Origin of the sequence: Microbulbifer marinus, assembly GCF_900107725.1 — a bacterium.
Classification (GTDB): Bacteria; Pseudomonadota; Gammaproteobacteria; order Pseudomonadales; family Cellvibrionaceae; genus Microbulbifer; species Microbulbifer marinus.
Genome location: NZ_FNQO01000001.1, coordinates 863,014 through 886,239 on the forward strand (window position 1 = coordinate 863,014; position 23,226 = coordinate 886,239).

At 59.7% G+C, this 23,226-nt stretch carries 25 protein-coding genes; 7 read left to right on the forward strand and 18 right to left on the reverse strand.

The window, feature by feature from the left end; all coding sequences use genetic code 11:
* Positions 1 to 4 precede the first annotated feature (4 nt).
* Together BLW36_RS03745 and BLW36_RS17080 are read right to left on the reverse strand one after the other, a co-directional pair.
* Positions 5 to 859, reverse strand: coding sequence for a 2OG-Fe(II) oxygenase (locus BLW36_RS03745; protein WP_091385302.1), 855 nt, complete (start codon positions 857 to 859; stop codon positions 5 to 7).
* A 316-nt stretch (positions 860 to 1,175) separates the two neighbouring features.
* Positions 1,176 to 1,376 (reverse strand): hypothetical protein, encoded by a 201-nt coding sequence (locus tag BLW36_RS17080; protein WP_139304807.1) that lies wholly within the window; start codon positions 1,374 to 1,376, stop codon positions 1,176 to 1,178.
* Between the two features lie 83 nt (positions 1,377 to 1,459).
* Here BLW36_RS17080 and BLW36_RS03750 point away from each other — a divergent pair, with 83 nt between their 5' ends.
* A complete protein-coding gene (locus tag BLW36_RS03750) occupies positions 1,460 to 1,840 on the forward strand; it encodes an LEA/WHy family protein (RefSeq protein WP_170833106.1) in 381 nt (126 codons plus the stop codon).
* Between the two features lie 22 nt (positions 1,841 to 1,862).
* Here the strand turns inward: BLW36_RS03750 and BLW36_RS03755 are convergent, their stop codons facing one another.
* Genes BLW36_RS03755 through BLW36_RS03775 form a run of 5 tightly spaced genes read right to left on the reverse strand, consistent with a single transcriptional unit; the run spans position 1,863 to position 4,395 of the window.
* Positions 1,863 to 2,276, reverse strand: coding sequence for a GNAT family N-acetyltransferase (locus tag BLW36_RS03755; protein ID WP_091385304.1), 414 nt, complete (start codon positions 2,274 to 2,276; stop codon positions 1,863 to 1,865).
* Between the two features lie 10 nt (positions 2,277 to 2,286).
* On the reverse strand, positions 2,287 to 2,670 hold the full coding sequence (locus BLW36_RS03760) for a hypothetical protein (protein ID WP_091385305.1): 384 nt from the start codon (positions 2,668 to 2,670) through the stop codon (positions 2,287 to 2,289).
* Positions 2,663 to 3,217: a sigma-70 family RNA polymerase sigma factor gene (locus tag BLW36_RS03765; RefSeq protein WP_091385306.1), complete on the reverse strand. Its 555-nt coding sequence runs from the start codon at positions 3,215 to 3,217 to the stop codon at positions 2,663 to 2,665. The genes BLW36_RS03760 and BLW36_RS03765 overlap by 8 nt, the downstream gene beginning before the upstream one ends.
* 12 nt (positions 3,218 to 3,229) lie before the next feature.
* The gene (locus BLW36_RS03770; RefSeq protein WP_244506118.1) at positions 3,230 to 4,054 is read right to left on the reverse strand and encodes a DUF6249 domain-containing protein; all 825 of its coding nucleotides are present in this window, start codon (positions 4,052 to 4,054) and stop codon (positions 3,230 to 3,232) included.
* Positions 4,055 to 4,107: 53 nt separating this feature from the next.
* Positions 4,108 to 4,395, reverse strand: a complete 288-nt coding sequence (locus BLW36_RS03775; RefSeq protein ID WP_091385308.1) for a hypothetical protein — start codon at positions 4,393 to 4,395, stop codon at positions 4,108 to 4,110.
* 200 nt (positions 4,396 to 4,595) lie between these two features.
* Between BLW36_RS03775 and BLW36_RS03780 the strand changes: the two genes are divergently transcribed.
* The 3 genes from BLW36_RS03780 (at position 4,596) to BLW36_RS03790 (ending at position 6,441) form a co-directional block, all read left to right on the forward strand.
* Positions 4,596 to 5,198 carry a DUF924 family protein gene (locus BLW36_RS03780; RefSeq protein WP_091385309.1) on the forward strand — a complete coding sequence of 201 codons (603 nt, stop codon included), beginning with the start codon at positions 4,596 to 4,598 and terminating at the stop codon, positions 5,196 to 5,198.
* Complete coding sequence (locus BLW36_RS03785) at positions 5,198 to 5,815, forward strand: LysE family translocator (protein WP_170833107.1); 618 nt, start codon at positions 5,198 to 5,200, stop codon at positions 5,813 to 5,815. The genes BLW36_RS03780 and BLW36_RS03785 overlap by 1 nt, the downstream gene beginning before the upstream one ends.
* A gap of 305 nt (positions 5,816 to 6,120) precedes the next feature.
* Positions 6,121 to 6,441, forward strand: coding sequence for a YebG family protein (locus BLW36_RS03790; protein ID WP_091385311.1), 321 nt, complete (start codon positions 6,121 to 6,123; stop codon positions 6,439 to 6,441).
* Positions 6,442 to 6,524: 83 nt separating this feature from the next.
* Here BLW36_RS03790 and BLW36_RS03795 read toward each other — a convergent pair whose 3' ends face one another.
* From BLW36_RS03795 to BLW36_RS03805, 3 genes are all read right to left on the reverse strand, one after another.
* Positions 6,525 to 6,920: an MAPEG family protein gene (locus BLW36_RS03795; RefSeq protein ID WP_091385312.1), complete on the reverse strand. Its 396-nt coding sequence runs from the start codon at positions 6,918 to 6,920 to the stop codon at positions 6,525 to 6,527.
* 84 nt (positions 6,921 to 7,004) lie between these two features.
* Positions 7,005 to 8,309 (reverse strand): amidohydrolase family protein, encoded by a 1,305-nt coding sequence (locus BLW36_RS03800; protein WP_091386924.1) that lies wholly within the window; start codon positions 8,307 to 8,309, stop codon positions 7,005 to 7,007.
* An 8-nt stretch (positions 8,310 to 8,317) separates the two neighbouring features.
* Positions 8,318 to 9,733, reverse strand: coding sequence for an amidohydrolase (locus BLW36_RS03805; RefSeq protein WP_091385313.1), 1,416 nt, complete (start codon positions 9,731 to 9,733; stop codon positions 8,318 to 8,320).
* A 270-nt stretch (positions 9,734 to 10,003) separates the two neighbouring features.
* Between BLW36_RS03805 and BLW36_RS03810 the strand changes: the two genes are divergently transcribed.
* On the forward strand, positions 10,004 to 12,187 hold the full coding sequence (locus tag BLW36_RS03810; RefSeq protein ID WP_170833108.1) for a S8 family serine peptidase: 2,184 nt from the start codon (positions 10,004 to 10,006) through the stop codon (positions 12,185 to 12,187).
* A 49-nt stretch (positions 12,188 to 12,236) separates the two neighbouring features.
* Here BLW36_RS03810 and BLW36_RS03815 read toward each other — a convergent pair whose 3' ends face one another.
* The 6 genes from BLW36_RS03815 to BLW36_RS03840 all read right to left on the reverse strand — a co-directional run bounded on the left by BLW36_RS03815 (position 12,237) and on the right by BLW36_RS03840 (position 18,858).
* Positions 12,237 to 12,545, reverse strand: a complete 309-nt coding sequence (locus BLW36_RS03815; protein ID WP_091385318.1) for a helix-turn-helix domain-containing protein — start codon at positions 12,543 to 12,545, stop codon at positions 12,237 to 12,239.
* Between the two features lie 279 nt (positions 12,546 to 12,824).
* On the reverse strand, positions 12,825 to 13,127 hold the full coding sequence (locus tag BLW36_RS03820) for a hypothetical protein (RefSeq protein ID WP_139304808.1): 303 nt from the start codon (positions 13,125 to 13,127) through the stop codon (positions 12,825 to 12,827).
* 92 nt (positions 13,128 to 13,219) lie between these two features.
* Complete coding sequence (locus BLW36_RS03825) at positions 13,220 to 13,771, reverse strand: HNH endonuclease family protein (protein WP_091385324.1); 552 nt, start codon at positions 13,769 to 13,771, stop codon at positions 13,220 to 13,222.
* A 290-nt stretch (positions 13,772 to 14,061) separates the two neighbouring features.
* Positions 14,062 to 17,163, reverse strand: coding sequence for an efflux RND transporter permease subunit (locus tag BLW36_RS03830; RefSeq protein WP_091385327.1), 3,102 nt, complete (start codon positions 17,161 to 17,163; stop codon positions 14,062 to 14,064).
* Positions 17,164 to 17,197: 34 nt separating this feature from the next.
* Positions 17,198 to 18,271, reverse strand: coding sequence for an efflux RND transporter periplasmic adaptor subunit (locus tag BLW36_RS03835; RefSeq protein WP_091385330.1), 1,074 nt, complete (start codon positions 18,269 to 18,271; stop codon positions 17,198 to 17,200).
* Between the two features lie 50 nt (positions 18,272 to 18,321).
* Positions 18,322 to 18,858: a TetR/AcrR family transcriptional regulator gene (locus tag BLW36_RS03840; RefSeq protein WP_091385333.1), complete on the reverse strand. Its 537-nt coding sequence runs from the start codon at positions 18,856 to 18,858 to the stop codon at positions 18,322 to 18,324.
* 297 nt (positions 18,859 to 19,155) lie between these two features.
* Between BLW36_RS03840 and BLW36_RS03845 the strand changes: the two genes are divergently transcribed.
* Positions 19,156 to 19,536: a YchJ family protein gene (locus tag BLW36_RS03845; protein ID WP_091386926.1), complete on the forward strand. Its 381-nt coding sequence runs from the start codon at positions 19,156 to 19,158 to the stop codon at positions 19,534 to 19,536.
* A gap of 225 nt (positions 19,537 to 19,761) precedes the next feature.
* Here BLW36_RS03845 and BLW36_RS03850 read toward each other — a convergent pair whose 3' ends face one another.
* Positions 19,762 to 20,745 carry a hypothetical protein gene (locus BLW36_RS03850; RefSeq protein WP_091385335.1) on the reverse strand — a complete coding sequence of 328 codons (984 nt, stop codon included), beginning with the start codon at positions 20,743 to 20,745 and terminating at the stop codon, positions 19,762 to 19,764.
* A 32-nt stretch (positions 20,746 to 20,777) separates the two neighbouring features.
* Positions 20,778 to 21,986, reverse strand: coding sequence for an RtcB family protein (locus tag BLW36_RS03855; RefSeq protein WP_091385337.1), 1,209 nt, complete (start codon positions 21,984 to 21,986; stop codon positions 20,778 to 20,780).
* Positions 21,987 to 22,396: 410 nt separating this feature from the next.
* On the opposite strand from BLW36_RS03855, the gene BLW36_RS03860 reads away from it, so the two are divergent.
* Positions 22,397 to 23,125, forward strand: coding sequence for a pseudouridine synthase (locus tag BLW36_RS03860; protein ID WP_091385339.1), 729 nt, complete (start codon positions 22,397 to 22,399; stop codon positions 23,123 to 23,125).
* Positions 23,126 to 23,226 lie beyond the last annotated feature (101 nt).

Below are 23,226 nucleotides of genomic sequence, written 5' to 3' on the forward strand. Positions count from 1 at the left end.
GGTGTCATGCCCCTGTCTTCTCGTCAACGTAATCTCGCAGCCGCATCCATTTGGTAGCCACCCATTTTTCTCCGGCAATGACCGGGCTACCACCGTGCAGCGACAGCGGGTCCAGCCCGCCCTGCTCATCGGCGTAGGAGAAAAACAGGCCGTATCCCTTGCGCGGATAGACATTGACGCCAGTACTGGGAAAAACTGTGGAACCGCCGGCTTCGACATCGTTCAGGTAGATGATCAGCGTGGCGCAACGCTGGCCGCCACGCTGCAAATACTTTTTGCTACCGGGGTACTGGGGATCAAAGTAATCGTGGTGGGGTTTGTATTCGGCGCCAGGCGCATAGTTCAGCACCTGCAGTCCCTCGCCGCGACTGACGGGAATGTCAACCAGCTCGCTGATCCGCTGCTCGATGCGCTTGACCAGTGGAAACTCACCGAAGCGGAACACAGCGCCGGAACTGGTGCGCATGGCGTGCTGGCCACTCTGGCCGCTCTGCGAATTGACGACCTTCGAGCGCTTCAGGCGCGGCTGGCTCAGCGCGATCAGCTCATCACACTCCTCGCCTGACAACAGGTTGCCAAACAACACGAGGTTCGGCTTTTGCGCCGTCATCAAAACCTGCACTTCCCGGTCCGAAGTTGTTTTGACGCCACTGTCCCACGGGCTGGGGTTGCGACTCGGTACCGCCACCTTCTCACGTGCGTCCCGCAATGCGGTGATATCTTCCTGAACCGCACTGGAAACGGACGACTCGTACCCCGCCTTCCGCAGGGAATCGACGATCGCCTCGGTCTTGTATCCCTGATTGACCACGCTGCGCAGCCACTGCTGCAGGTCCGGCTGTAACTCTTCGAATAGCATGCCGCCAGCCCTCCATGGCTAGTGCCGGGCGCCGCCCCTTGGCAGCGCAATCCCCGTATCATCCGCTACACGATCCGCAAATCCCTGCCGAGCGAAAAGGAGAGTCGCGCGCCCCGCAGATGCGGGCGCCCCTTCTGTATTTACGTGAGAATCCGGCTGGTAATTATAGCTGCGGCGTAATTCTGCGACGCGTTCCCGGTGACGCAGGCGCCAGCCATTATGCCGGTCCGGTAGTGAATCAAGATCGCGGCAGTTGCAGTTCGATCATCCGATAGCCTCCGTCGCGGAGGCCTACTCTGGTCCGTACCAGTTGTTACTACCCTGTTCGATCCGCGGCAACAGCAGCCATTCGCAGCTGGCGAACAAAACCAGTATCGGGGTGGTCAAAACGACGTGCCGCTTCATCATCGGGGATCGCCGCATTAACATTCATTATTCGCTTCAGCGGAATACCACAGCTGAAGCATTGGAAACAACGCCCGCTTAAAAAGAGATCAAGGACTAATTGTGACAGCACTCTATCGCCCCGCCCTGCTTCTGATACTTGCCATTCTGATCAGTGGTTGCGCTGTACTCTCGCCCAATTTTCAGAAACCGGAGGTGGAAATCACTGCACTGGAGCCGCTGCCGCCGGGGCCCGGGAATGATCTGCGCTTCCGAATCCATCTGCGCGTGTTCAATCCCAACAATTCCGAGCTGGCGCTGTCCGGGCTCTACTACACCCTGAGCCTTGCCGGCCACAAGGTTGTCACCGGCACCTCCAGTAACCTGCCGCCGATTGCCCCTTACGGACAGGACAACATTACGGTGGATGCGACCGCGAGCCTGGTGGGGTCAATATTCGCGGCCGCGGAACTGATCGGCGGCCGCATGGAGACCGTGCCCTATGAACTGGAGGCGAAATTGGGATTGCGCCGGTCGATAGTACCGTCGATCACCGTGCGCAGGAGTGGTGAGGTAAGGCTAACGCAGTACCGCTAAACGCGACCCTGCCCCCCGTTGCTCATTCCAGCGGCTGATCCGGCTCCAGTATCCAGCAGCGCGGATTGCTGCTGTAGCCGAGCCGCGGGTAGTAATCGTTGGCCGCCGGCGCGGCCAGCAGAATCAGTTTACAGCGGGAACCCAGCTGCCGCTGGGTCAGGGCCTGCAGCCTGCGGCCAATGCCGAGCCGTTGAAAATCCCGGTGCACCGCCAGGTCGGACAGATAGCAGCAATAGTGGAAATCGGTTACGGAACGGGCTATGCCCACCAGCTGCTCGCCGCTCCAGGCCGTCACGCTGAGATTGCCGTGGTCGACCATGCCCTGCATGCAATCGAGATCATCGACAGGGCGGCGCTCGGCGAGGGTTGAATGGCGCAGCAGCTCGATAAACTGCTGCGCAGAGATCGGATGGTTGATACGGTATTCGATGGACACCGGCTGGAAATCAGCGTCGCGCAGCGAGGATGCCGCCAGTCATGGCCACCAGCGAGGACAGCACACCCAGCCCCACCAGGCTGTAGAGACTGATGGACTGCTGCACGGCTTCGCTGAGCACCTCCCCGAAGGGGAACTGCCAGACGACGATCGCAGAAGCCGCGACCACAGCCGCATACTGGACGCGGGTGGCGCGGCGCTCGGCCCGCTTGGACGGCGCCGGCAGCTGCTCCATGACACGCTCGCAGAAGCCGTCGTTGTCCAGATAGGGCTCGTTGAACTGCAGCTGCTGACTGAGCCACTGATCAAATTCGGGATCGCCAAAATCCGGATCTTTGCCCTGCAATACTGGATTGTTCAAGCTATTGGAGTTCCGTTGTTCAAACTTATCCACTGACCACCTCCTCGCGCCACGCCTGAAGCATAGTCTGCAACTTGGCCCGCGCGCGATTGACATGGGATTTTACCGTACCGAGCGGCAACTTCATAATACTGGCCGCCTCTTCATGGGAGAAACCCCGTTGCATGCACAGGTGCACCGCCTGGCGCTGGGCATCGCTGAGGGTGCTCATGGCGGAGTTCAGGTCCCGTGCCATGCCCAACTGCTGGGCTTCCTCCACGCTTTCGTCCGCCTGTGCCCGGTCCACCGCTTCCTGGTCGACCTCCGGCGCCTTCTTGCGTTTATAGCTCATGACCAGGTTGTAGGCGATGCGATACAGCCAGGTGCTGAAACGCGCATCCCCACGAAATGCCGGCAGCGCCTTGTAGGCCTTGATAAAGGCCTCCTGGGCCATGTCGTCCGCCAGGGCCTGGTCGCCATCGCACAGCTGACGGAGCGAGAAACGCAGCTGTGACTGATAGCGCCGAACCAGCTGGGCGTAAGCCCGCTGGTCCCCGTCTTCGACGACGCGCCGGATTAAATCCTCGTCATTGAGGTCCATAAACCGCTGTCCTTACGCCTGCTTGTTATCCAGTTTCCAGTTGACAAAGCGGGCGACACCGATGAACAGCGGTATCAGACCGAGACTACCGACTTCCACGCCGGAAGATATGGTCAGCCAGATAAAGATCGCCAGGCCTACTGCAATGAGGGTGAAACCGCGATCCTTCATATTGCGCGGGGATTCGCCCTCCATCGCATCCAGCAGTTCCGGCGGGATATCGCGGCCCTCGGCCACCATGCGATTGATGTTGTCCATCAGCAGTTGTTTCTTGCGGTAGCTGTTGCGGGTCACCAGCCACACAATCAGGATCGGAGTGCCGAACACCGCCAGGATCGAAATGATCGGAATCAGCACCGCGACGTCTCCTTTAAACGGAAAGTCGTCGTGATCGTGGGCGTTGTGGTGTCCGCGCGGCTCGTCGATGTCACCGGAGATGCCGATATTGATATTCTTCGGCACACCTTCCAGCGCCTCTTCGACGATCAGGCCCTTCTCGTCGAGGATGCCCTTGTTCTCCAGCTTCTCGATGATGCGCCGGCTCAGTGCGCCACCGAACTCCTGGCCCAGGTCGACCTGCACCTCGCTGCGCTCGCCGTTCTCATCGCGGGTCCTGATGCGCAGGTTGCCTCGCTCATCGCGGGTAATGCGCACCTGCTTCTCTACCCTCTCCTGCTGCGGCGCCTCAGCGGCGGCCGGCGGCGGGGGGGGCTCCGATATGACCGGGTCCTCGCCAGGAGTTTCCTGGGCCCAGCTGCCGGCGACACTCAGTGCCGCCACCAGGGCCAACAGCCAGCGGGCGCCGGCCCGCACGGGGTGAAGATTTCTCGCTCTCATTATGTGCTCTCGATTTGTGTCTTATTTCAACAATTCCAAATTCAGGGGAAAACTTACATTACCGTCAGGTGCGCGCCCGGAAACGGACTCGTTGCGCCGCTGCGCACCGGCGTCTCCTCGGCGATACGCACCGGGTAGCGGGAGCCGCTGCTCTCTTTGCGGGCATTGTCCCGACATTCCTGCAGTTTGCGCGAAAAGGCCTCTTCGGTCTTCTGCGTCAGTCCCTGCTGCACTTCCGCCAGGGGAAGTTTCAGCTCCGTAGCGCCGGACTCCATCGCTGCCAGCATCAGTGCCAGCACGGCGTAGAATTGTACCTTCTTCAGTGATCCTGCGGTTACCATCGTCGCCTCCAGGTAGAATTTCCTTGTACACCCTAAAGACCGCGCCAGTGCCGCGTTTGGATGCAGCCTCGCGAAAAAATTTTTACAAGTCCAGTCTGCGGCCGCCTGACAGCCTTAATTTCGCGAAGCCGAGCGCAGCTCTGGACCCTCAGACAGGAAAGTCGCGATAATCCCCATATCGAACAAGGATCAACAGCAAGATGCCAGAACCCAGAGAAATACTGACATTCTGGTTCGGTCAGCCGCAGCTGGATGCGGTACCGGACGATAAGCACCGCCAGCGCTGGTTCGCCGGCGGCGAGGACCTGGATCGCAAGATCGATAAGTACTTCGGTTCCACCGTGGAAGCGGCCCTGGATGGCGATCTGGCACAGTGGCGTGAGACGCTCGAGGGAGAGATGGCGCTGGTGCTGCTGTGTGACCAGTTCACCCGCAATATCTACCGCGACAGCGACCGGGCCTATGCCGGCGACCCGCTGGCGCTCGACATCGCCCAGGCCGTCATCGCCAGGGGCGACGACCGGGATATGGGTCTCTACCAGCGGGCATTCCTCGGCATGCCACTGGAGCACAGCGAAGAACCGGCAATGCAGCGGCGTTCGGTGGACTACTTCAACCAGCTGCGGATGGACTATCTGGACGGCGCCGAAGGCGCCGCCCAGGCCGAGAGTTTCTATCAATATGCTGTCGCCCACCGTAAAGTTATCGACGAGTTCGGCCGCTACCCGCACCGCAACGCCGCCCTAGGGCGCGAGTCGACGCCGGCAGAGCAGAAATGGCTGGACCAGGGCGGGGGCTTCTAATGGATCTGCTCAATTGGTTATCGCTGGCCGGGATCTGTGCCCTCGGCGCCATGTCGCCGGGACCCAGTCTGCTGATCGTATTGCGCAGTGCCGCCTCCGGACTGCGCCAGGGGCTCGCCTGTGCACTGGCACACGGGGCGGCAATAGCCGTCTACGCGGGCCTGACCGCCTTCGGCTTGGCAGTCTTGATTACCCGCTCGCCGCTGCTGTTCAACATACTGCAGTGGGCCGGCGCGGCCATGCTGGTGTACCTGGGCTGGAAGGCATTGCGTGCGCCGGCGCCGAATACCGCCGCAGCCAATATCCCGGCACCACACCAGTCGGTCGGTCGCGCCGCACTGCAGGGGTTCGGTGTGGCCTTCTTCAATCCCAAGGTGGCGGTTTTCTTTACCGCCCTGTTCAGTCAGTTCGTCGCCCAGCAGCAGGCTCTCGAGACCAAACTGGGCATGGCGGCGCTGGCCGCCGGCATCGATGCCGGCTGGTATTGCCTGATCGCCCTCGCCGTCTACGCCGGCCACAATCGCAGCTGGGTCAGCAAGTCTGCTGGCCACCGCATGCAGCAGCTGTTTGGCGTTTTACTGATCGGGCTGGCGGCGAGACTGGTACTGACGCTTTAGCCGCACCGAAATTTTTTCACGCATAAAAAAAGGCCCGCGCTACGGGCCTTAAACGTCTTACTGCGGGGTCGGAGCTAACTGTCACATGGGGGGTAGACAGACAGCCAGCTACCAGATTCATTATGACAGCGCCGCTCTCGCCGTGCAGACGAGCCACCGCAATGCCGGCTCCACTTATCGCATCAGCCGCCACAAACCACGACTGCGTCACAATCGCTCCCTTTAGCGTTGACACTGAACATCCATACAGATACTGTATGTGCATACAGACTCATTAAATGCCGCAAAATAACCGGAGGCACAATATGGCCGTAGTAGCTGTTTGGAAATGCGATAGAGACGGAGCAATGTTCGACAACAAGAAAGACGCCGAAGAACACGACAAGATGCTGGAACTGGCCGCCAATATCACTTCATTGATTGAGCGCCATATCGACGGTATTTCCGAACAGGCCGGAGAAGAAATCGGCCTGCTGCTGGCCAAGCGCCGTGAGGATCTGGCCAAAGCCTGTAAGGGCAAGCCGGAAATTCTGCTGGAAGAGAAAGAAGAAAAAGCAGAGACAGAAACGGAAACTGCGCAAGACTCTGACGACGACCGCGTCACGCCTTTTGTCGCCAACCAGTAAGTTTATATTTCCATCCCTGTACTATGCGCCCGGCTTTGCCGGGCTTTTTTATTGCTGTTTGCCACGGATGGCGAAAATACCGATCAGGTAGCGCTGAAATACTTGGTGATATCGACGACCGCCAGCACCAGGATTACCGTCCAACTGATGGCCGTGCCCCAGAAGCGCCCCAGATGGTAGCCCCCCTTCCCCGCGGTTAGACCGAACGCATGCAGCAACCGTGCGAACAGGAACAGTGCACCCAGGATGTGCAACCAAAGAATACCCAGCCCGTTGAGCTCCGCGATCAGCAATAACAGCAGTGCGATGGGCATATATTCGGTGGCATTGGCATGCACCCGGATCCGGACCTCATCCAATCGATCCTTACCGCTGCCGATCCCGACTTTTTTCGAGCGGCGAAACAGCACCACGCGCGATGCCAGCGCGATAAGGAGAATTGCACAGAGGCCTGCATAGAGTGCTGTTACTGTAGGCATAAGGTATTTCCTCAGAAAAGCGGGCTAATGCCCGCTGATTATTATCTGCTTGGGAACAGGCGGAGCATTGCCTGCTCTACAGGATCAGTACTTGTAGCCGAATCCATGGCCCTGTTCGGGCTTGAGGTAACGGTCGCGCAGGCGTGTCGACCGGGTGACCAGCGACTGGGGCTCACCTTCGATCAGTACCTGCTCCGGATAGCTGGTGACTTCCAGGGGATCGCCACTCCATACGACGACGTCGGCCACCGCACCTGGCTTAAGGCTACCGCCCTCGAGACCGAAAATCTGCGCCACGTTGGCGCTGATCGCCTTGAGTCCATCCTCGTAAGGGAGGCCACTGGCGACGGCATTGCCGGCAGACTGACGCGACAGGTACACATTGTGAGTCGAGGCGTATTCCGGACCGCTGATCGCCACAGTGACGCCGGCCTTGGTCAGCAGCGCCGCATTGTCCAGGCGCGCGCCAAGGCTGGAGAAGGACAGCGGCAGGTTGTTGATCGCATCGATGACCACCGGCACCTTGGCCGCGGCCAGCTGATCGGCCACCATCCAGCCCTCGGCAGCACCGGCAATCACCAGCTGCAGACTGAACTCTTTGGCCAGCTCAATCGCCCACAGAATATCGCTGGCGCGATCCGCGGTGACCAGCAGCGGCTGTTCACCGTCGATCAGCGGCTGCAGCGCCTCCAGATCGGCGATGCTGTGGTTCATCTCACGCCAGTCTCCGCGGCGAATCGAAGCCCGGTTGGAGCGGTATTCCCGCGCTTCCTCGAGGGCATTTTTGATTTTCGCATAGGCGCTCGCACGGCTGCCGCCGGCCAGCTGGCCACCGGCCTCGCCCAGGTACGCTTTCTGCGCGACATCCCTGGCCACCACGCTGTCGAAATCGCCGTTCAACTTGATCGCAAAGCCGCGGCCGGCAAACACTCGCTGCGGATCGCCGACACTGTCCCCCCAGAGGCTGATACCCGGGAACACCACTGCACGGGTCACACCGCCGGCGCGGTTGAATGGAATCAGCGTGGATTTCGGGTTGTACGCCGGCAGCGGGTCGAAGCTGCTGCCGATACTGTCTCCGGTCACCGCGTTGTCGTTGGTCGCGCTGGCCGCGCCAATTTCCACCAGGCCGAGCTCGGATACCGGCGCGATCACGCCCGGCGTGACCACCTTGCCGCGCGCGTCGATCACCCGATCTGCCCTGACATTCATGTCGAGCCCTATCTCCTGTACGCGTCCATCGACCACCAGTACATCCGCGGACTCGAAACTGCCGCGATCGGACAGGGTGTGCACCTTACCGCCCTTGATCAGTATCGTTTCCGCCTGCGCGGTGCCCGTCGCCAACCCGAATATCAGGGTGCAAATCACCAGTAGTTTTTTATTCAACAAGCCGTTCACAGCCGCTCCCCCTCTGCATCGAGAATGCCCAGCTCAAAATCGCTGTGCGGTTGGCGCGCCTTGTCCGCGCGGTCATACATCAGCTCACCGTCAATAAAGACTTTGTCCGCCTTGCTATAAACGCTGAACGGATTACCGGACCAGACCACTACGTCGGCCATCTTGCCCTTCTCCAGGCTGCCGGTCTGCTCGTCGATGCCGAGCGCCTTGGCCGGATTCATGGTCATCCACACCACGGCGTCTTTTGGCTGAATATCAAAGCCGGCGCGCTGTCCCGCCGTCATCGCTTTGGCCACTTCCTCGTTCAGATGCTGGATACCCACGGCAGAATCGGAGTGAATCATCGCGCAAGCCTCGGCCTGATCGACGATGGCGATATTCGCCTCGGTCATGTCGAAAGCTTCGTGTTTAAAGCCCCACCAGTCGGCCCACATGGCCGCGCAGACATTGTTTTCCGCCAGCAGGTCGGCCACCTTGTAGGCTTCGACAGCGTGGTGGAAAGTGGAGATCTGGAAACCGAACTCCTTGGCGATATCCATCATGATCGCCATTTCCTCGCCGCGGTAGCAGTGGTTATGCACCAGAATCTCGCCATCGAGTACACCGGCGAGGGTTTCCATCTGCAGATCGCGCTCCGGCTCGTCGCCGCCGTTGTCGCGATACTTTTCCCACTTTTCCTTGTATTCGCTGGCAGCGATCCAGGCACTGCGATAACCGGCCACATTACCCATGCGGGTAGAGGGCGCGGTGCCCTTGCCGCCGTAAACGCGCTTCGGGTTTTCGCCGCAAGCCATCTTCAGGCCGTAGGGAGCGCCGGGGAATTTCATGTCCTGGACGCGGCGTCCTGGTACATTTTTCAGCGTCACACTGCGGCCGCCAAACAGGTTGGCGGAACCCGGCAATATCTGCAGCGTGGTCACGCCGCCCGCCAGCGCCAGCGCGAACTGCGGGTCCTGGGTCCACACCGAGTGTTCCGCCCATACCTCTGCGGTATTCGGCGCAGTCATTTCGTTGCCATCCTGGGAGGATTCAATGGCTGGCGCCGGATAATCGCCCAGGTGCGAGTGGACATCGATAATGCCCGGCGTCACCCACTTGCCCTTGCCATCGACCACCAGCGCGTCTTTCGGCGCTTTCAGGCCCTCGCCAATTTTCGCAATCTTGCCTTCTTTCAGCAGTAGATCGGTGTTTTCCAGCTGTTCGCCAGTACCGGTCAGCAGGGTGGCCCCCTGAATCAGAACCGGTTGGGACTGGGTCATGGAATAAGTGGAGGGAAAGGCGTCCTGGCGGGCGAAATCCTTGGATTTCTTGTCAGCGCCCGCCTTCTCGTCGCCCCCGCAACCGGACAGCAGTAGCGCGGTACAAAAAACGGCCGCGATACAGCGCCCGAAGGTTCGAGAATGCTGCTGCATAGTGGATCATCCAGTGTTATTAGTTATCGCGATGCATGCTAACAGGACGCTGACCTATCGCCATTACAAAATCTGCCAAAGCGCTGTTTTTTACGATAGCCGGTGATTATTTACGCAAACGTGATCAGGGCGACGGCAGAATCTGCCACTGCTCGACTATTTCCGGCGTGTAATGCCCGCGCCACCAAAATATCAGCCCCTATACTCGCAGCAGCGCCTGCAAAGGAAATAATTCAGTGGGCAGATTTGTGTCACGACATGGAGGCTGAAATGCATTCAACAAGAACTGCCACTCTGCTACTGGCCTTGTGGCTCACTACTTTAGCGAACCTTTCCTTCGCAGCCCCGTTTGCCCTCCCCTTATCCAACGCGCCTCGCTTCGCACCGGACAAAGTACTGGTCAAATTCCAGCCGGGTACCGCGTCATCCGAAATAGCCGCAGCCCACAGCCAGGCCGGCGGGCGGCTACTCAAAACCATTGACGCGATCGGTGTACAGGTGGTGGGAGTGCCCGCGGGCACGGTGCCGGACAAAGTCGCCCTGTACCGGCGCAATCCCAACGTGGCCTACGTTGAACCCGACTACTACCGCCTGATGGTGGTGCCAAAGGAGGAGCCCGGCCCCACCCCTGCCGGAGGCAGTGACTATTTCACCGAGCAGTGGTACCTGAACAATACCGGCCAGCAGCATACCAAAGTGGTATACGACATCTTCGGGACGCCGTCGCTGGAAACTACACAAGGCACTAGCGGCGCGGATATCAACGGGCCGGAAGCCTGGGACATCGCCAAGGGGCTTGCCGCCAGTAACGGCGCCGATAACAGCGCTCCCAAGATTGCGGTTCTGGACAGCGGCGTGGACTGCGGCACCGTGGAACTGCAGAGCAAGTGTATAGAGCAGATGAATTTTGTCGGCCTGAATCCGGGCTTTTTTGGTCTCGACCCCTGCTCCGACACCAACCCTGCCTGCGACAATTTCGGCCACGGCACCTTTGTCGCGTCAGAGGCCGCCGCCGCTACCGATAACGGCGAAGGGATCGCCGGTGTAGGCTGGAACACCCGTGTGGGTGCCTACAAAGTCTGTTATATGGAACTTGTCACCGACGGCATCAATGTCTTTCAGGTGGGGTTGTGCCCGCTGTCCGCGTCGGCGGAAGCCATCACCGTGGCCGCAACTGACCAGCACGACGCTCAGGGCCAGCTGGTACGCAGCCAGTACCACATCATCACCATGAGCTACGGCAGCGACCTGATAGAAGAGGACGGAACCCTATTGCCGTCAAGCCCGCCAAATACAGAGTGCGATGCGGTGCTGTATGCCTGGAATCGCGGCACTTTACTAGTCGCCGGCGCGGGCAACAATGGCGATACCAGCCGCTTCTACCCGGCGGCCTGTACCGATGCGCCGGCTACTGGCGATGGCCAGTCCACTGTGATGGCCGTGGCGGCTTCCGACCACAATGACAACCGCGCGTCCTTCTCCACCTACAGCCTGGACGGGGACGACTGGGTATCGCTGTCGGCACCGGGCGAGTCGATTCTGGGAGTACTACCGGATGCCCAGTGCAGTCTGGCCGCCGGCACCGACACCTGTGTCAACTGGTGGGATGGAACCTCGATGGCAACGCCACTGGTCGCCGGCGCCGCATCTCTGGTGTGGTCACAGCTGTACCAAAATGGCGTCGACGGCTTGCCGGCCCCTGCTAGCTGCACCGTCGATGGCATACCCTGTAACCGGGTCGTACGCAATCGCCTGGAGACGAGCGCCGACAAGGTTGGCGCCAGCGGCGCCGACATGACCCAGTGGACGCGCCATGGGCGCCTCAATGTCGCCGCGGCCCTTAGCAGTCAGCCGGCAATTAGCCACCTGCTGAGTGTCGGCACGGCTGGCGACGGCAGTGGTGCAGTGGCCAGCGGCGCCGGGGGCATCGACTGTGGATCGGACTGCACAGAGTCCTACCCAGAGCTGACGTCGGTGTCTCTGACCGCGTCGGCGGATGTGGATTCTTCTTTTGTCGGCTGGTCGGGGGACTGCAGCGGAACCGCTGACACTGTTTCGGTAACCATGGACAGCGACAAGAACTGCGTGGCAACTTTCGATCAGAACCCGGCGGCCGACTCACCGCCAACGGCAGCCTTCACCTTCTCCTGTAGCGCCCTGCAGTGCGATTTCGACGGCAATTCGAGCAGCGATGACGACGCAGTAGTGAGTTTCGAATGGAATTTCGGCGATGGCACGCCTACCGCAACAGGCGCCCGCGTATCCTACACATTCGGTACAGCCGGCAGCTATCCGGTCACGCTGACGGTAACCGATTCCAGCAACCAGAGCGACGATGTTGCGACCACCATCCAGATCAAAAGCAAGGGCAAAACCAAGGGCGGCAGCGGCAATGACAGTGACGGCGATGGCAACTCATGCCCCCGAGGAAAAGCAGCGCAGGGCAAATGCTGATCGCCCGTCGATCGCAAAGAGAGCATTCGTTAAATCGCCGGAAAGCCGGCTAACCGGGCTGCCGGCGGCGATTCGATGCTCTCTTGCGAGCATCGCCGCCGGCGAGGGCGGTATGGCCGTCGGACGCAGACAAGCGCGCAAAAAAACTTTCCAAATCGTTGAGACAACCTAAAGCTTCCAGCAGCTGTACCAGCGCCATCAGGTTACAACCGCGGCCATTCTCCAGGCGCTTCAGGGTACTGAGACCCACGCCGGATTCGTTGGCAAGGGTTTCCTGGGAAACATTGCGGGCAAGGCGCAAGCGGCGGAAGTGATCGCCCAGTTGCTCCAGCACTTTTTGTGGCTCGGTCGACTCCATACTCAGCCTGTTCCTGCATGCATGAACGAAAATTATAAATCGATTCCTAACGCGTAAGCATGTCGAAGCTGTTCGGGAAAAGTGAGACTTGGCGGAATGTCATTCATAGTCGGCCGCTGCGTTTTCTCCGACGATAAAACACCCAAACCAAAAGACACCGGGACGCACGTGCGGCGGCTGGCCAGGCTGGCAGCGGCGCCCTGCCCTCACGATGAGACGAGTATCAACGGCAACAGGGAGTCGTTGCCGGCAGAATGTGGGAGAGTAGGATTGAACTGTTCAGTAGTGGAACAGTTTTATGATCGGCTCGCCATTATCGCACTCACCGACCACTTCCGGCTCGGAGATCTTCGAGCCCGCCTGCAGAATCTTGTCGTTGGGATAGCTGATAAAGCAGGCGTACCTGAAATTCACCGCCCAGTTGCAGTACAGGCGGCCGTCATCTTCCTCGTAGAAGCGCAGCTGACAGAAACTCAGGTAGGGGCTCTGCCCGCCTTCCGCTTCCGGACCGACATTAATGGTGGTCTCCCCGTAGCAAGTAACGGATAGAAGCAGGCCAAACGCGAGTAACCACCGCCACATAACCTCACCCGCCATCTGTGTATCTGACTCCAGATAAGCGTAGCAGCCGCCGGCGCGCTTTTCCTCCTGACCGGATGGGCTGTCACAGCGCCTCAGCGCCCGGCGGCCAGCGTGCTCAAGCTGTCGGACTCGGCCAGGGTCAACTGCAGGTCATATTTCTGCACTATCGCCATAAAGCGCTGTACATAAACCGTGGCCACCGGCGCGTAGGGGGGCATCCACTCGTCCGGGCCCTTGTCTCCCTTGCTCTGGTTGCGGCCATCGTCCACCAGCCACAGGTTGTCCGGATCCTCGGCAAAGCGGCGCTTGCGCTCACGGCTCCAGTGGGCACCGCCGTGATCGTGGGCCCACTTCAGCGGCACTATATGCTCCACATCCAGATCAGACGCCTTGAAATAGAAATTGCCGGTATAGGGATCCAGCCACAGTCCGGTCGCGACCTTGCAGTTGTCGCTGCGGGTATAGGTGACCGGAGCCAGGGAATAGCGGATCAGCAGCTCGTGCCGGGTGTCCTGGCAATCGCGGTCGAAATCCGACCAGCGCGGCAGCCACTCCGCCCGCTCGTAGGAAGCCGCCACGACCGGTACACCGGCGAGCAGGGAGAACAACAGTACAGCGTGAAAAGAAATTGATCGAATACACATACGACGACTACCAACCAATGCTTGGCACCATCGTACATAAAATTATCCGTGCGAAATATCGATCAAGTCACTGTCGCAGCGAGCCGCGTGCAGACGGCGCCGTGGCTCTATTCTGGAGGCGGGGAAATTATTCGAAGGCGCGCTCGCGCGGCTGCAAACAGAGCAAATGTTTTTCACGTAAGCGGCGGCTGCCGCCAGTTATTCTGAAATGGCCTGTTGCCCGCCGCTGTCACGCCGGGACGGCCGCAGGTTACCACCGACGCCCGCCCCGCTCTACGCTCCGTGAACGCCTATGCCGGCTCCGGGGACTCCTGCCGGACTCGGCCCAGTTGCCGGGCACCCGCCCCCGCTGCCACTTCGTCCGTGCGGACCTTGTGGAAAATCGCATAGAGCACCGGCACTGCGATCAGCGTCAGCACCGTTGCGAAGCCGAGGCCGCCCATAATGGTCACCGCCATATCGGCAAAGAACGCATCGAACAACAGCGGCGACATGCCGAGAATGGTGGTCACCGCGGCGAGGAATACCGGGCGCAAACGGCTGACACTGGCCTGCTGAATCGCGGTCAGTCGCGGCAGGCCGGCGTGGGTCTGCGCCTCGATTTCATCAACGAGAACCACCGCATTCTTGATCAGCATGCCCGACAGGCTGAGCACCCCCAGCAGCGACATAAAGCCAAACGGCAGGCCGGAAACCAGCAGGCCAATCACTACGCCCACCAGCGACATGGGCACCACCAACCAGATAATTACCGGCTCCTTTACGGTACCGAACAGCAATACCGAGATCAGGATCATCATCAGGAAGCCAAGCGGCAGGCCCTTGCCCAGCGCCTTCTGCGCGTCGGAGGAGCGTTCGTACTCGCCGCCGAATTCCAGCCGGTAACCGGGGGGCAGCGACAGCTGTTCGGCTTCCGCTCGAATGCGTGCGAAGGCCGCCATTGCCGTAACCCCTTCCGGGGCATCACCGCTGATGGTGATGGTCGGCACGCGGTTGCGACGCTGGATCAGCCCCTCTTCCGCCGTGGTTTCGAATTTTTCCACCAGCTGTCCGGCGGGGATATAACCGCGTTCGTTCGGGCTCCACACCAGGCGATCCTGCAGCGAGCCCACCTGATTGCGATCGCCCTGCGGCAGGCGCGCGACGATGGGAATAATGCGATCGCCACTCTCGAAGCCGCCGACCCGGTAGCCGGCTGTGGCGAACTGCAGCGTGCGGCTGATATCGGCACCGGTTACACCCGCCACCCGCGCCCGCTCGTCGTCGAGATGCGCACGGATGGTTGGCTCGCGCCCGCGCCAGTCGTGGCGAATATCTTCCAGTCCCTTGTTGCGGAACAGGTCTTCCACATCACCGGCCATAGCGCGCAGCGTATTGAAGTCAGGGCCGGAAATTCGAACTTCCACATCCGCCCCGCCGCCAGGGCCGAATACCAATCGCTTGAAAGTGATCAGCGCTTCCGGCTGCGCGTTGCGCAGTTCCTTTTCCGCCCGCTCGATCAGCGCCACGATCTGTTCGCGGTTTTCCGTGCGTACGATCAACTGGCCATAGGAAGGGTTCGGTGGCTCCGGTGCGTAGGTCAGCATAAAGCGATCGGCGCCGCGCCCCGCCACCGAGGTTACCGAGACCACCTCTTGCTGCGCCTGCATGAATTGCGTCGCCTGTTGCAAGGCGCTCTCCGTGCGGTGAATGTCGCTGCCCTGGGGCATGAAGTAATTCACGTAAAACAGCGGCGCATTGGAATTCGGGAAGAAGCCCTGTTTGACAAAGCCGAAGCCAAAGTAGCTGAGCAGGGTCACCGCCACCAGCAATGCAACTGTGCGACCGCGGTGATTCAGCGCCCCGGAAAGTGCGCGCCCATACATCCGGTAAAAGCGCCCACCGTACGGATCGTCAGATTCCGCGTCCTTGGCCGGCTTGAACAGGTGGTAGCCGAGATACGGCGTGACGGTAATGGCCAGCACCCAGCTCAGCAGCAGGGAAATGCCAATCACCGCGAACAGCGAAAACAGGAACTCACCGGTAGCGTCACTCGACAGACCGATGCCCGAGAATGCCATGATGCCGATAATGGTCGCGCCCAGCAGCGGCCAGAAAGTCTGGCGCACCACGCGGCCGGCAGCACGCTGCGGTGACTCTTTTTTCTGCACCCCCATCAGCATGCCCTCGGCAACCACGATGGCGTTGTCCACCAGCATACCCATGGCAATAATCAGTGCGCCGAGGGAAATCCGCTGCAGGTTAAAACCGAGCAGGTTCATGATCAGTACCGTGCCCAGCACCGTCAGGCCGAGCACTGTGCCGACGACAACCCCGGAACGCCAGCCCATAAACGCGCACAGCACCAGAGTGACGATCACTATTGAGGAGACCAGGTTGAACAGGAAGCCGTCGACACTTCCCTCGACTACGCGATGCTGTTCATAGACCGGATGAATCTCGATACCCAGTGGCAGGCCCTGCGCCAGCTCGGCGAGCTTCGCCTCGACTGCCTTGCCCACATCCACGATATTGGTGTTCTGGGCGCCGGCAACACCGATCAGGATCGCAGGCTTGCCATTGAAGCGAGCGATAAAGTTCGGGTTTTCGTCGTAACCGAGGGAGACCTCGGCAATGTCCCGCACCGCCAGCATCGCGGTGGAGCCGGGCACACCGACCAGGATGTTGCGGATCGACTCCAGGTCACTGGCCTGGTTGTTCAGCACGATCCGGGTGCGCAGATCCCGCCCCTCGATCTCGCCAACCTGCTGGGTAGCGCTTTCCGACTGCAGTACCTGCGCCAGATCGTCGAGAGAAAAGCCGAAATGCGCGAGGCGCGCCTCATCGATATCGAGATAGGCGACCTCATCGATAACCCCGGAACGGGATACCTTGGCGACACCATCCACAGTCAGCAGCTCACGGCGGATCGCCTTGGTGATGTCACGCATCTCGGTCAGGGAAAAGCCGTCACCGGTCACGGCGTAGTAGATACCGAAGACCTCACCGAAATCGTCATTGACCACGGATTCCATCGCGCCGCGGGGCAGCCGCGCCTGCGCATCGCGCACCTTGCGGCGCAGCTCGTCCCACACCTGCGCCAGTTCGGCGGAAGCGTAATGGTCGTCGATCAGCACACGGATTTCCGACATGCCCGGGCGGGACGTCGATGAAATGCGCTTCAGCTGCCCCATTTGCTGAATGGCAACCTCGAGCTTTTCGGTCACCTCCTCTTCCACCTGCCGCGCGCTAGCGCCCGGGTAGGCGGTAAAGACGCGGGCTTCCTTGATGGTAAAGGCCGGATCCTCGAGGCGGCCGATATCGGCCAACCCCCAGAGGCCACCGACCAGGCAGATCAGCATCAGCAGCCAGCTGTAGACCGGTCGCTCGATAAATACATCAGAAATCTTCACGATACTTCCCCACTCTTATCAGTGGCCGGCAAATTTACTGTACGGACTGCTGCGCATAATTGCGCACTTTGGCCCCTTCATAGAGGTGCTGGCCACCGGCGGCAACCATTTTCATCGACGGCTGCAGGCCTGCGGTGATCTGCACCACGCTGCCATCGGTACGCCCCAGCTCAACCGGCGTTCTGGATACCGACTGATCGTCGTTGATCAGCCAGACGAAAGGAGAGCCGTCCGCGCTGTTCTGAACCGCGGACAGGGGCACCCACAGGTCGCCCTGTGCATGGTTGAGTTTCAGATTCACGCGCGCCGTCATGCCCGGTAGTATCTGCACATTCTCCGGGCGCGGCATACCCAGCTCGACGATATAGGTCTGGGTTACGCTGTCCGCTTCCGCCTGGTGCTCGCGGTATTCCAGCGGGAATTCATGGCCGGGCAGGAATTCAAATGTTGCGGTGATGGACTGCACCCGTTCCCGGCTCGCCGTTGCCAGCAGTTTTTCCGGCACCGAAACCTGAATTCGCACTTCGGAAACATTCTGCAGACGGACGATGCCCTGACCGGGCAGCACGTTGGTGTAGTTCTCCACCAGCTGACGCGTTGCCAGCGCGTCGAAGGGCACGCGCAGTTTCGTGTAGGCGAGATCCTGCTCCGCCTTTTCCAGCGTCACCTTGGCCAGGTTGTAACTGGTCTCGGTCTCATCCAGCTGCTGTTGGGAAATCACACTGCGCTCCGCCAGGGACCGCTGGCGCGCCAGGGTCTTCTCCAGCAGTTCGAGATTGACGCGCGCCTCCTTGACCCGGCGACGGAAGTCGCGGTCGTCCAGTGTCGCGATCAACTTGCCCTTGGGGATTATCTCGCCCTCGCGAAACTGCAGCTGGTCCAGCTTGCCGCCGACCTGGAAGGACAGGTCAACGGTCTGCACCGCCTTGACCCGCCCGGCAAACTGACGCTGGCTGATTTCTCCATCGCTGGACACAGTGGCGATTTTTACCGGCCACTGCCGCTCTGACTGCTCCTCGCCAGCCCCGGAATCGGAGCAACCGGCGACGGCCGCGGCAACCGCCAGCAGCGCAATTAAGGGGAAACGGACATTAGCGGACAATTTCATATTCACTTCCCAGAAACTCGAATTTGGGATTACAGGAATCGACAGGAGAGTCAGTCGAGATCCGCTGAGAGTTCCAGCAGACGTTTGCGCAGGCGCTCGAAAATAGGGTCACCGGGCTCCATCACGCCGAGTACACGACCGAGGAACAGGCCGCGGGTGGCGAACAACAGCAGCAGCGCCAGGTCCGGATCACTGCACTTCCCGCCCAGTTCGTCGCGGATTTTGGCCTCCTTGGCCTTGATCGGCTCCAGCAGTGCCGGATCCTCGGCCACCGCGGCGATCAAGGCACGCGGCAGGGTTTCCTCGTCCTCCATCAGGGCGAACATGGAATGAATGCGGGATGCCAGAGGGCCGCCGCTGTCGCCGCCCTTGGCCGCATATTCCGCGGCCAACTCCGATTCGCAGGCGATAGACGATTCCAGCATCGCCTGCAGCAGCGCCTGCTTGGTGCGAAAGTGGTGCAACAGCCCCCCCTTGCTCAGGCCGCACTGCGCCGCCACCGCATCGAGCGTGAGCTTGCGCGCGCCCTTTTCCCGCACCACCTCTTCGGCGGCACGGATGATGGCCTCCTTATCGACCTTGGACATCTGACCTCCCGGACATTTATGGTCAAAACCAACCAACTAGACGGTATGTTAGCGATTTGGGGAACGGGGTCAAGAAAATGGCCTGAGATGACAGGGAAAAAAAGCGACCATACGGTCGGGACGGTGCCTCCGCGGCGACTACCCGTTGCCCTCGAGCAGCATGGGGCTGACACAGCCACGCCCGACAGAAAGCGATAGCCTTGGGCGGCACAGGTGCAGAACGAGCTATACAAAGACTCCCGCAAACCCGGGAGCGGAAGTAAAATGCCGCCAAAGCCCGTAATCAACAAAGCAACCATGCCTGAACAAAACTGCCCCTGCGGCTCCGGCAAATCCTTCGAGAAATGCTGCAACCTGTATCTGTCCGGCCAGGCCTATCCCAACACTGCCGAGGCATTGATGCGCAGTCGTTTCAGCGCTTTCGCCACCGGCAACCTGCCCTATCTGCGCAAGACCTGGGATCCGGCCACCTGCCCGGAGCTGGATGCCGACGACCTGCAGAACCAGTGGACCCGGCTGGAAGTCATCCGGAGCAAGCAGGGGCTTAAGAAATCGATCGTGGAATTCAAGGCGTGGTATCTGCAAAACGATATCGAACACGAGATGCACGAGGTTTCGCTGTTCAAGCTGCACAAGAAGCGATGGGTCTACATCGAGCCACTACCGGGCTGGCCCTAACCCGGAATATGTGCCGTAGGGTGCACCGTGCGCACCACATCAGGGTCGATGCGGATTAATGCCCCTTTTGGGGCGCGCGGCACACCCTACGGGCACCATTGTAAGAACCGCAAAAAATCGCGGGAGCCTTTCCACTCCCGCGCTGCCTTTAACATTTTCTGTTTCGTGGCGAACCGCTCGCCGGACTTGGCCCTGACATGGACGCCCCCCTTGCGAAGAAGAGGGTTAAGCGCAATACGATTGCGCGGTTTGTTGCTTTTCATTGCTAGGGAGCTCCTCAGTAAAATCCAATAAATACCACTGCTGATTACCTATCTTTCTCATCTTCCTCCTCGAAGATTTGTCGTCGTACAGAAATTGTGGGCCACTGGAAACGCGCCGGAAACAAAACTTTTCCGGCAGCGTCGAATAAACGGACCTTGGCGGACGGCAGTTTTTCACCTTACAACCGGTCTCCCAGCTGTGGTAGAAGATCCTGTGAATGCCTATCTCCGTCAGTAAAAACTCGACCGTTGCCGCGAGCATTGCTTCCGACCAGTGCCCCAGGTGAGGAGCTATGGCTTTCTCGAAATATTCCACCGTCTGTTCCGGTGAGAAAGTCTCGCACCAGCGCCGCCTACGCGGGCCTGGCTTTGCAGCCAGGCACTGTTTCGCGTGTCTGAACAGCCAGGATGCTTCCCGCAGCCAGTCGTTCTGGACCTCTTCAATCAGCGCCGTATCCGACTCCAGGTCCAGGTCGATCCGGGACCAGGCCAGGGTATTACGTAACTTGCTGGTCGGGTGGCCGGCGAAACCAAACGGCGAAGCGTCGGCGTCGACTTTCAATTTACGGTAGAGCCTGTCGTGCTCATTGGAAAAGTTCAGCTGCAGAACCAGGTTGCGCCCCGCCCTCGATGTCTGGTACCAGCTGCTCTTGCGCTCACTGCCCCAGAGGCCCAGGCTCAGGGTGTAGCAGTGGAAACGCTCCGGCCAATAGCTGGACAACACTTCCGGGCGCGCTATCCCATCACCACAGGAACCCAGTAGTTCCCGTACCAGCGGTTTGTCGAGCAGGCGCCGCATATGGCTCTGACGCAGCGCACCAACGGGCCTGCCACTGTTGCAGTAGTGCCCCAACAACGTCAGGGCATACCTGTCCTTAAAGTAGAAGTACTTGATGCGTCCCTGCGGCAAGCACGCGATGATTTCTTCTGCCAGTTTGACGTCCATGTTTGAAATCCACGCCCATGCGCGGCTCCTCCTTAACCTTTTATACAAATAACCTGGCGCAGCGTATGCACAACGTCCACCAGATCGGACTGGTTTTGCATCACCTGATCGATATCCTTGTAGGCAGCGGGGATCTCGTCGATCACGCCGCTGTCCTTCCGACACTGGATACCTCTGGTCTGCTCCTCCAGATCCCCGCGAGTAAAGCGCTTGCGGGCGGCGGTGCGGCTCATCTTCCGTCCGGCGCCGTGGGCGCAGGAGCAGAAGGAGTCGGCGTTGCCGCGGCCGCGCACGATAAACGACTTGGCGCCCATGGAGCCGGGGATGATTCCCAGCTGGTCCCGCTGTGCGCTAATCGCTCCCTTGCGTGTCACGAACACATCGCGACCGAAGTGCTGCTCCCGCACCACATAGTTGTGGTGGCAGTTGATTGCCTCGGACGTCAGGGTGAACTCGGGCAGATGCTCGCGTAGGCAGCCAAGCACCAGCTTAATCATCTCCTGGCGGTTTACTCGCGCGTACTCCTGGGCCCAGTTGACTGCCTCGATATAATCATCGAAGTGGCTATTGCCTTCGCTGAAATAAGCGAGATCCCGGTCCGGCAGGTTGTGCATGTGCCCGGCCATATCCTTGCGCGCCAGCTGAATAAAGTGCTGGCCGATGGCGTTGCCAATGCCGCGGCTGCCGGAGTGCAGCATCACCCAGACCGCATTGCTCTCATCAATACAGATCTCGATAAAGTGGTTGCCGCCGCCGAGTGTTCCCAGCTGCGTCACCCAGGTCTGCTGCGGCTGGCGCAGCTTTTTCAGCAACTCCGGATGCTTGTCGAACAACCTCTCCGCACCGGGAGCAAGATGTTTGCAGGCAGCTTCCCGGGCGTTAATCATCTTGTGACGACCAAAGCCCACGGGGACTTTCACCTCAATGGCATCCCGCAGCGGCTTCAGGTTGTCCGGCAACTGGTTTGCGTGCAGCGACGTACGCACCGCGTTCATGCCACAGCCGATATCCACTCCCACCGCAGCGGGAATAATCGCACTGACGGTGGGGATCACGGATCCCACGGTAGCCCCCTTGCCGAGATGCACATCGGGCATGGCCGCCACGTGCGAGTGAACTATCGGAAGCTGGGCGATATTTTTCAGTTGTTGCAATGCCGCCGGCTCCACCTCTTCGGTGTAAATTTTTACCGGCACGGTTCCTGGCGGCGCATTGCTGTTCAGTACCATTTTTACAGGCATAACGAATCCCTGGATTACTCCACGTTTTTATAAGAGTCGCCTTCCAAGGCCGGAAATAAAAAAGCCCTGGCATTAGCCAGGGCTTCAAAGAGTTCTGGCTTGAAAGGCGTTGCTACCTTTCAAGCGCGAGCACATGAAAGGTGTTTAGATAAACCGACTTTTTACTGGTTGATACCGCATTTTATGACTCCTTTTTCATGTGCTGCCGTGGTTGCGGACCACAGCGAATTGGAGAGTTATTGAAAGTTGTGGCGAGTCTAAACAGAGCCCAACAAATGTCAACAAAAAAATAGTGGATTGACGTGATTTTTCTTTTTCCTGTTTCAACCTCTTGAAAAACATCCGTGAACGGAAGTCGAACGCACCATATAATATTTTCAGCCTTAGATTAGCCGTCGAAACGGAAGAGCATGCACCCTGAAATCATTTTTGAAGACGACTACCTCATTGCGGCCTTCAAGCCCGAGGGCTGGCTAGTGCACCGCTCCGAAATCGATCGTCACGAAAGTCGTATATTGCTGCAGTACCTGCGCGACCTGGTCGGCTGCCACCTGTACCCAATCCACCGGCTCGACAAACCCACTTCCGGCGTCATCGTCTTCGGCAAGAGTGGTGAAATCGCCGCACAAGTGCAGGCACAGCTGGAAAGCGACGAATCGGTAAAAAAATATATCGCCGTCTGCCGCGGCTACTGTCCGGAGGAAGGGGTTATCGATTATCCATTGCCGCCGGTCGCCGACTTCAAGCACCAGCGCAAACGCCCCAAGGCCGACCTGCCACGCCAGGACGCAGTTACGATTTTTCGCCGTCTGGGCACAGTCGAGCTGCCCTACGCCGTCGACCGCTATCCGACCAGCCGCTACTCGCTGGTGGAAATTCAGCTGAAGACTGGCCGCCGCCACCAGATACGCCGTCACTTCAAGCATATTCACCACCCGCTGATCGGCTGCCCCAAGTACGGCAAGTCAAGCCACAACCATTTCTTTGCCGAGCACTACCAATGCGGCAGGTTACTGCTGCACGCACTGCGCCTGGAGATCGACCACCCGGTGACCGGTGAACGGCTGAAGCTGGTCGCAGAACCGCGGGGGTGCTTCCTGTCATTGATAGAAACTTTTGGCTGGCATCTGCCCGAGTAGGCTTCACCTTTGCGCTTGTGTCCTCTCACCGGGCGCCACTTACCCAATCGGGATCCGCGCGTGCTGGAGCGGGGCAACATCATTGTCTAGGCTTTATACAT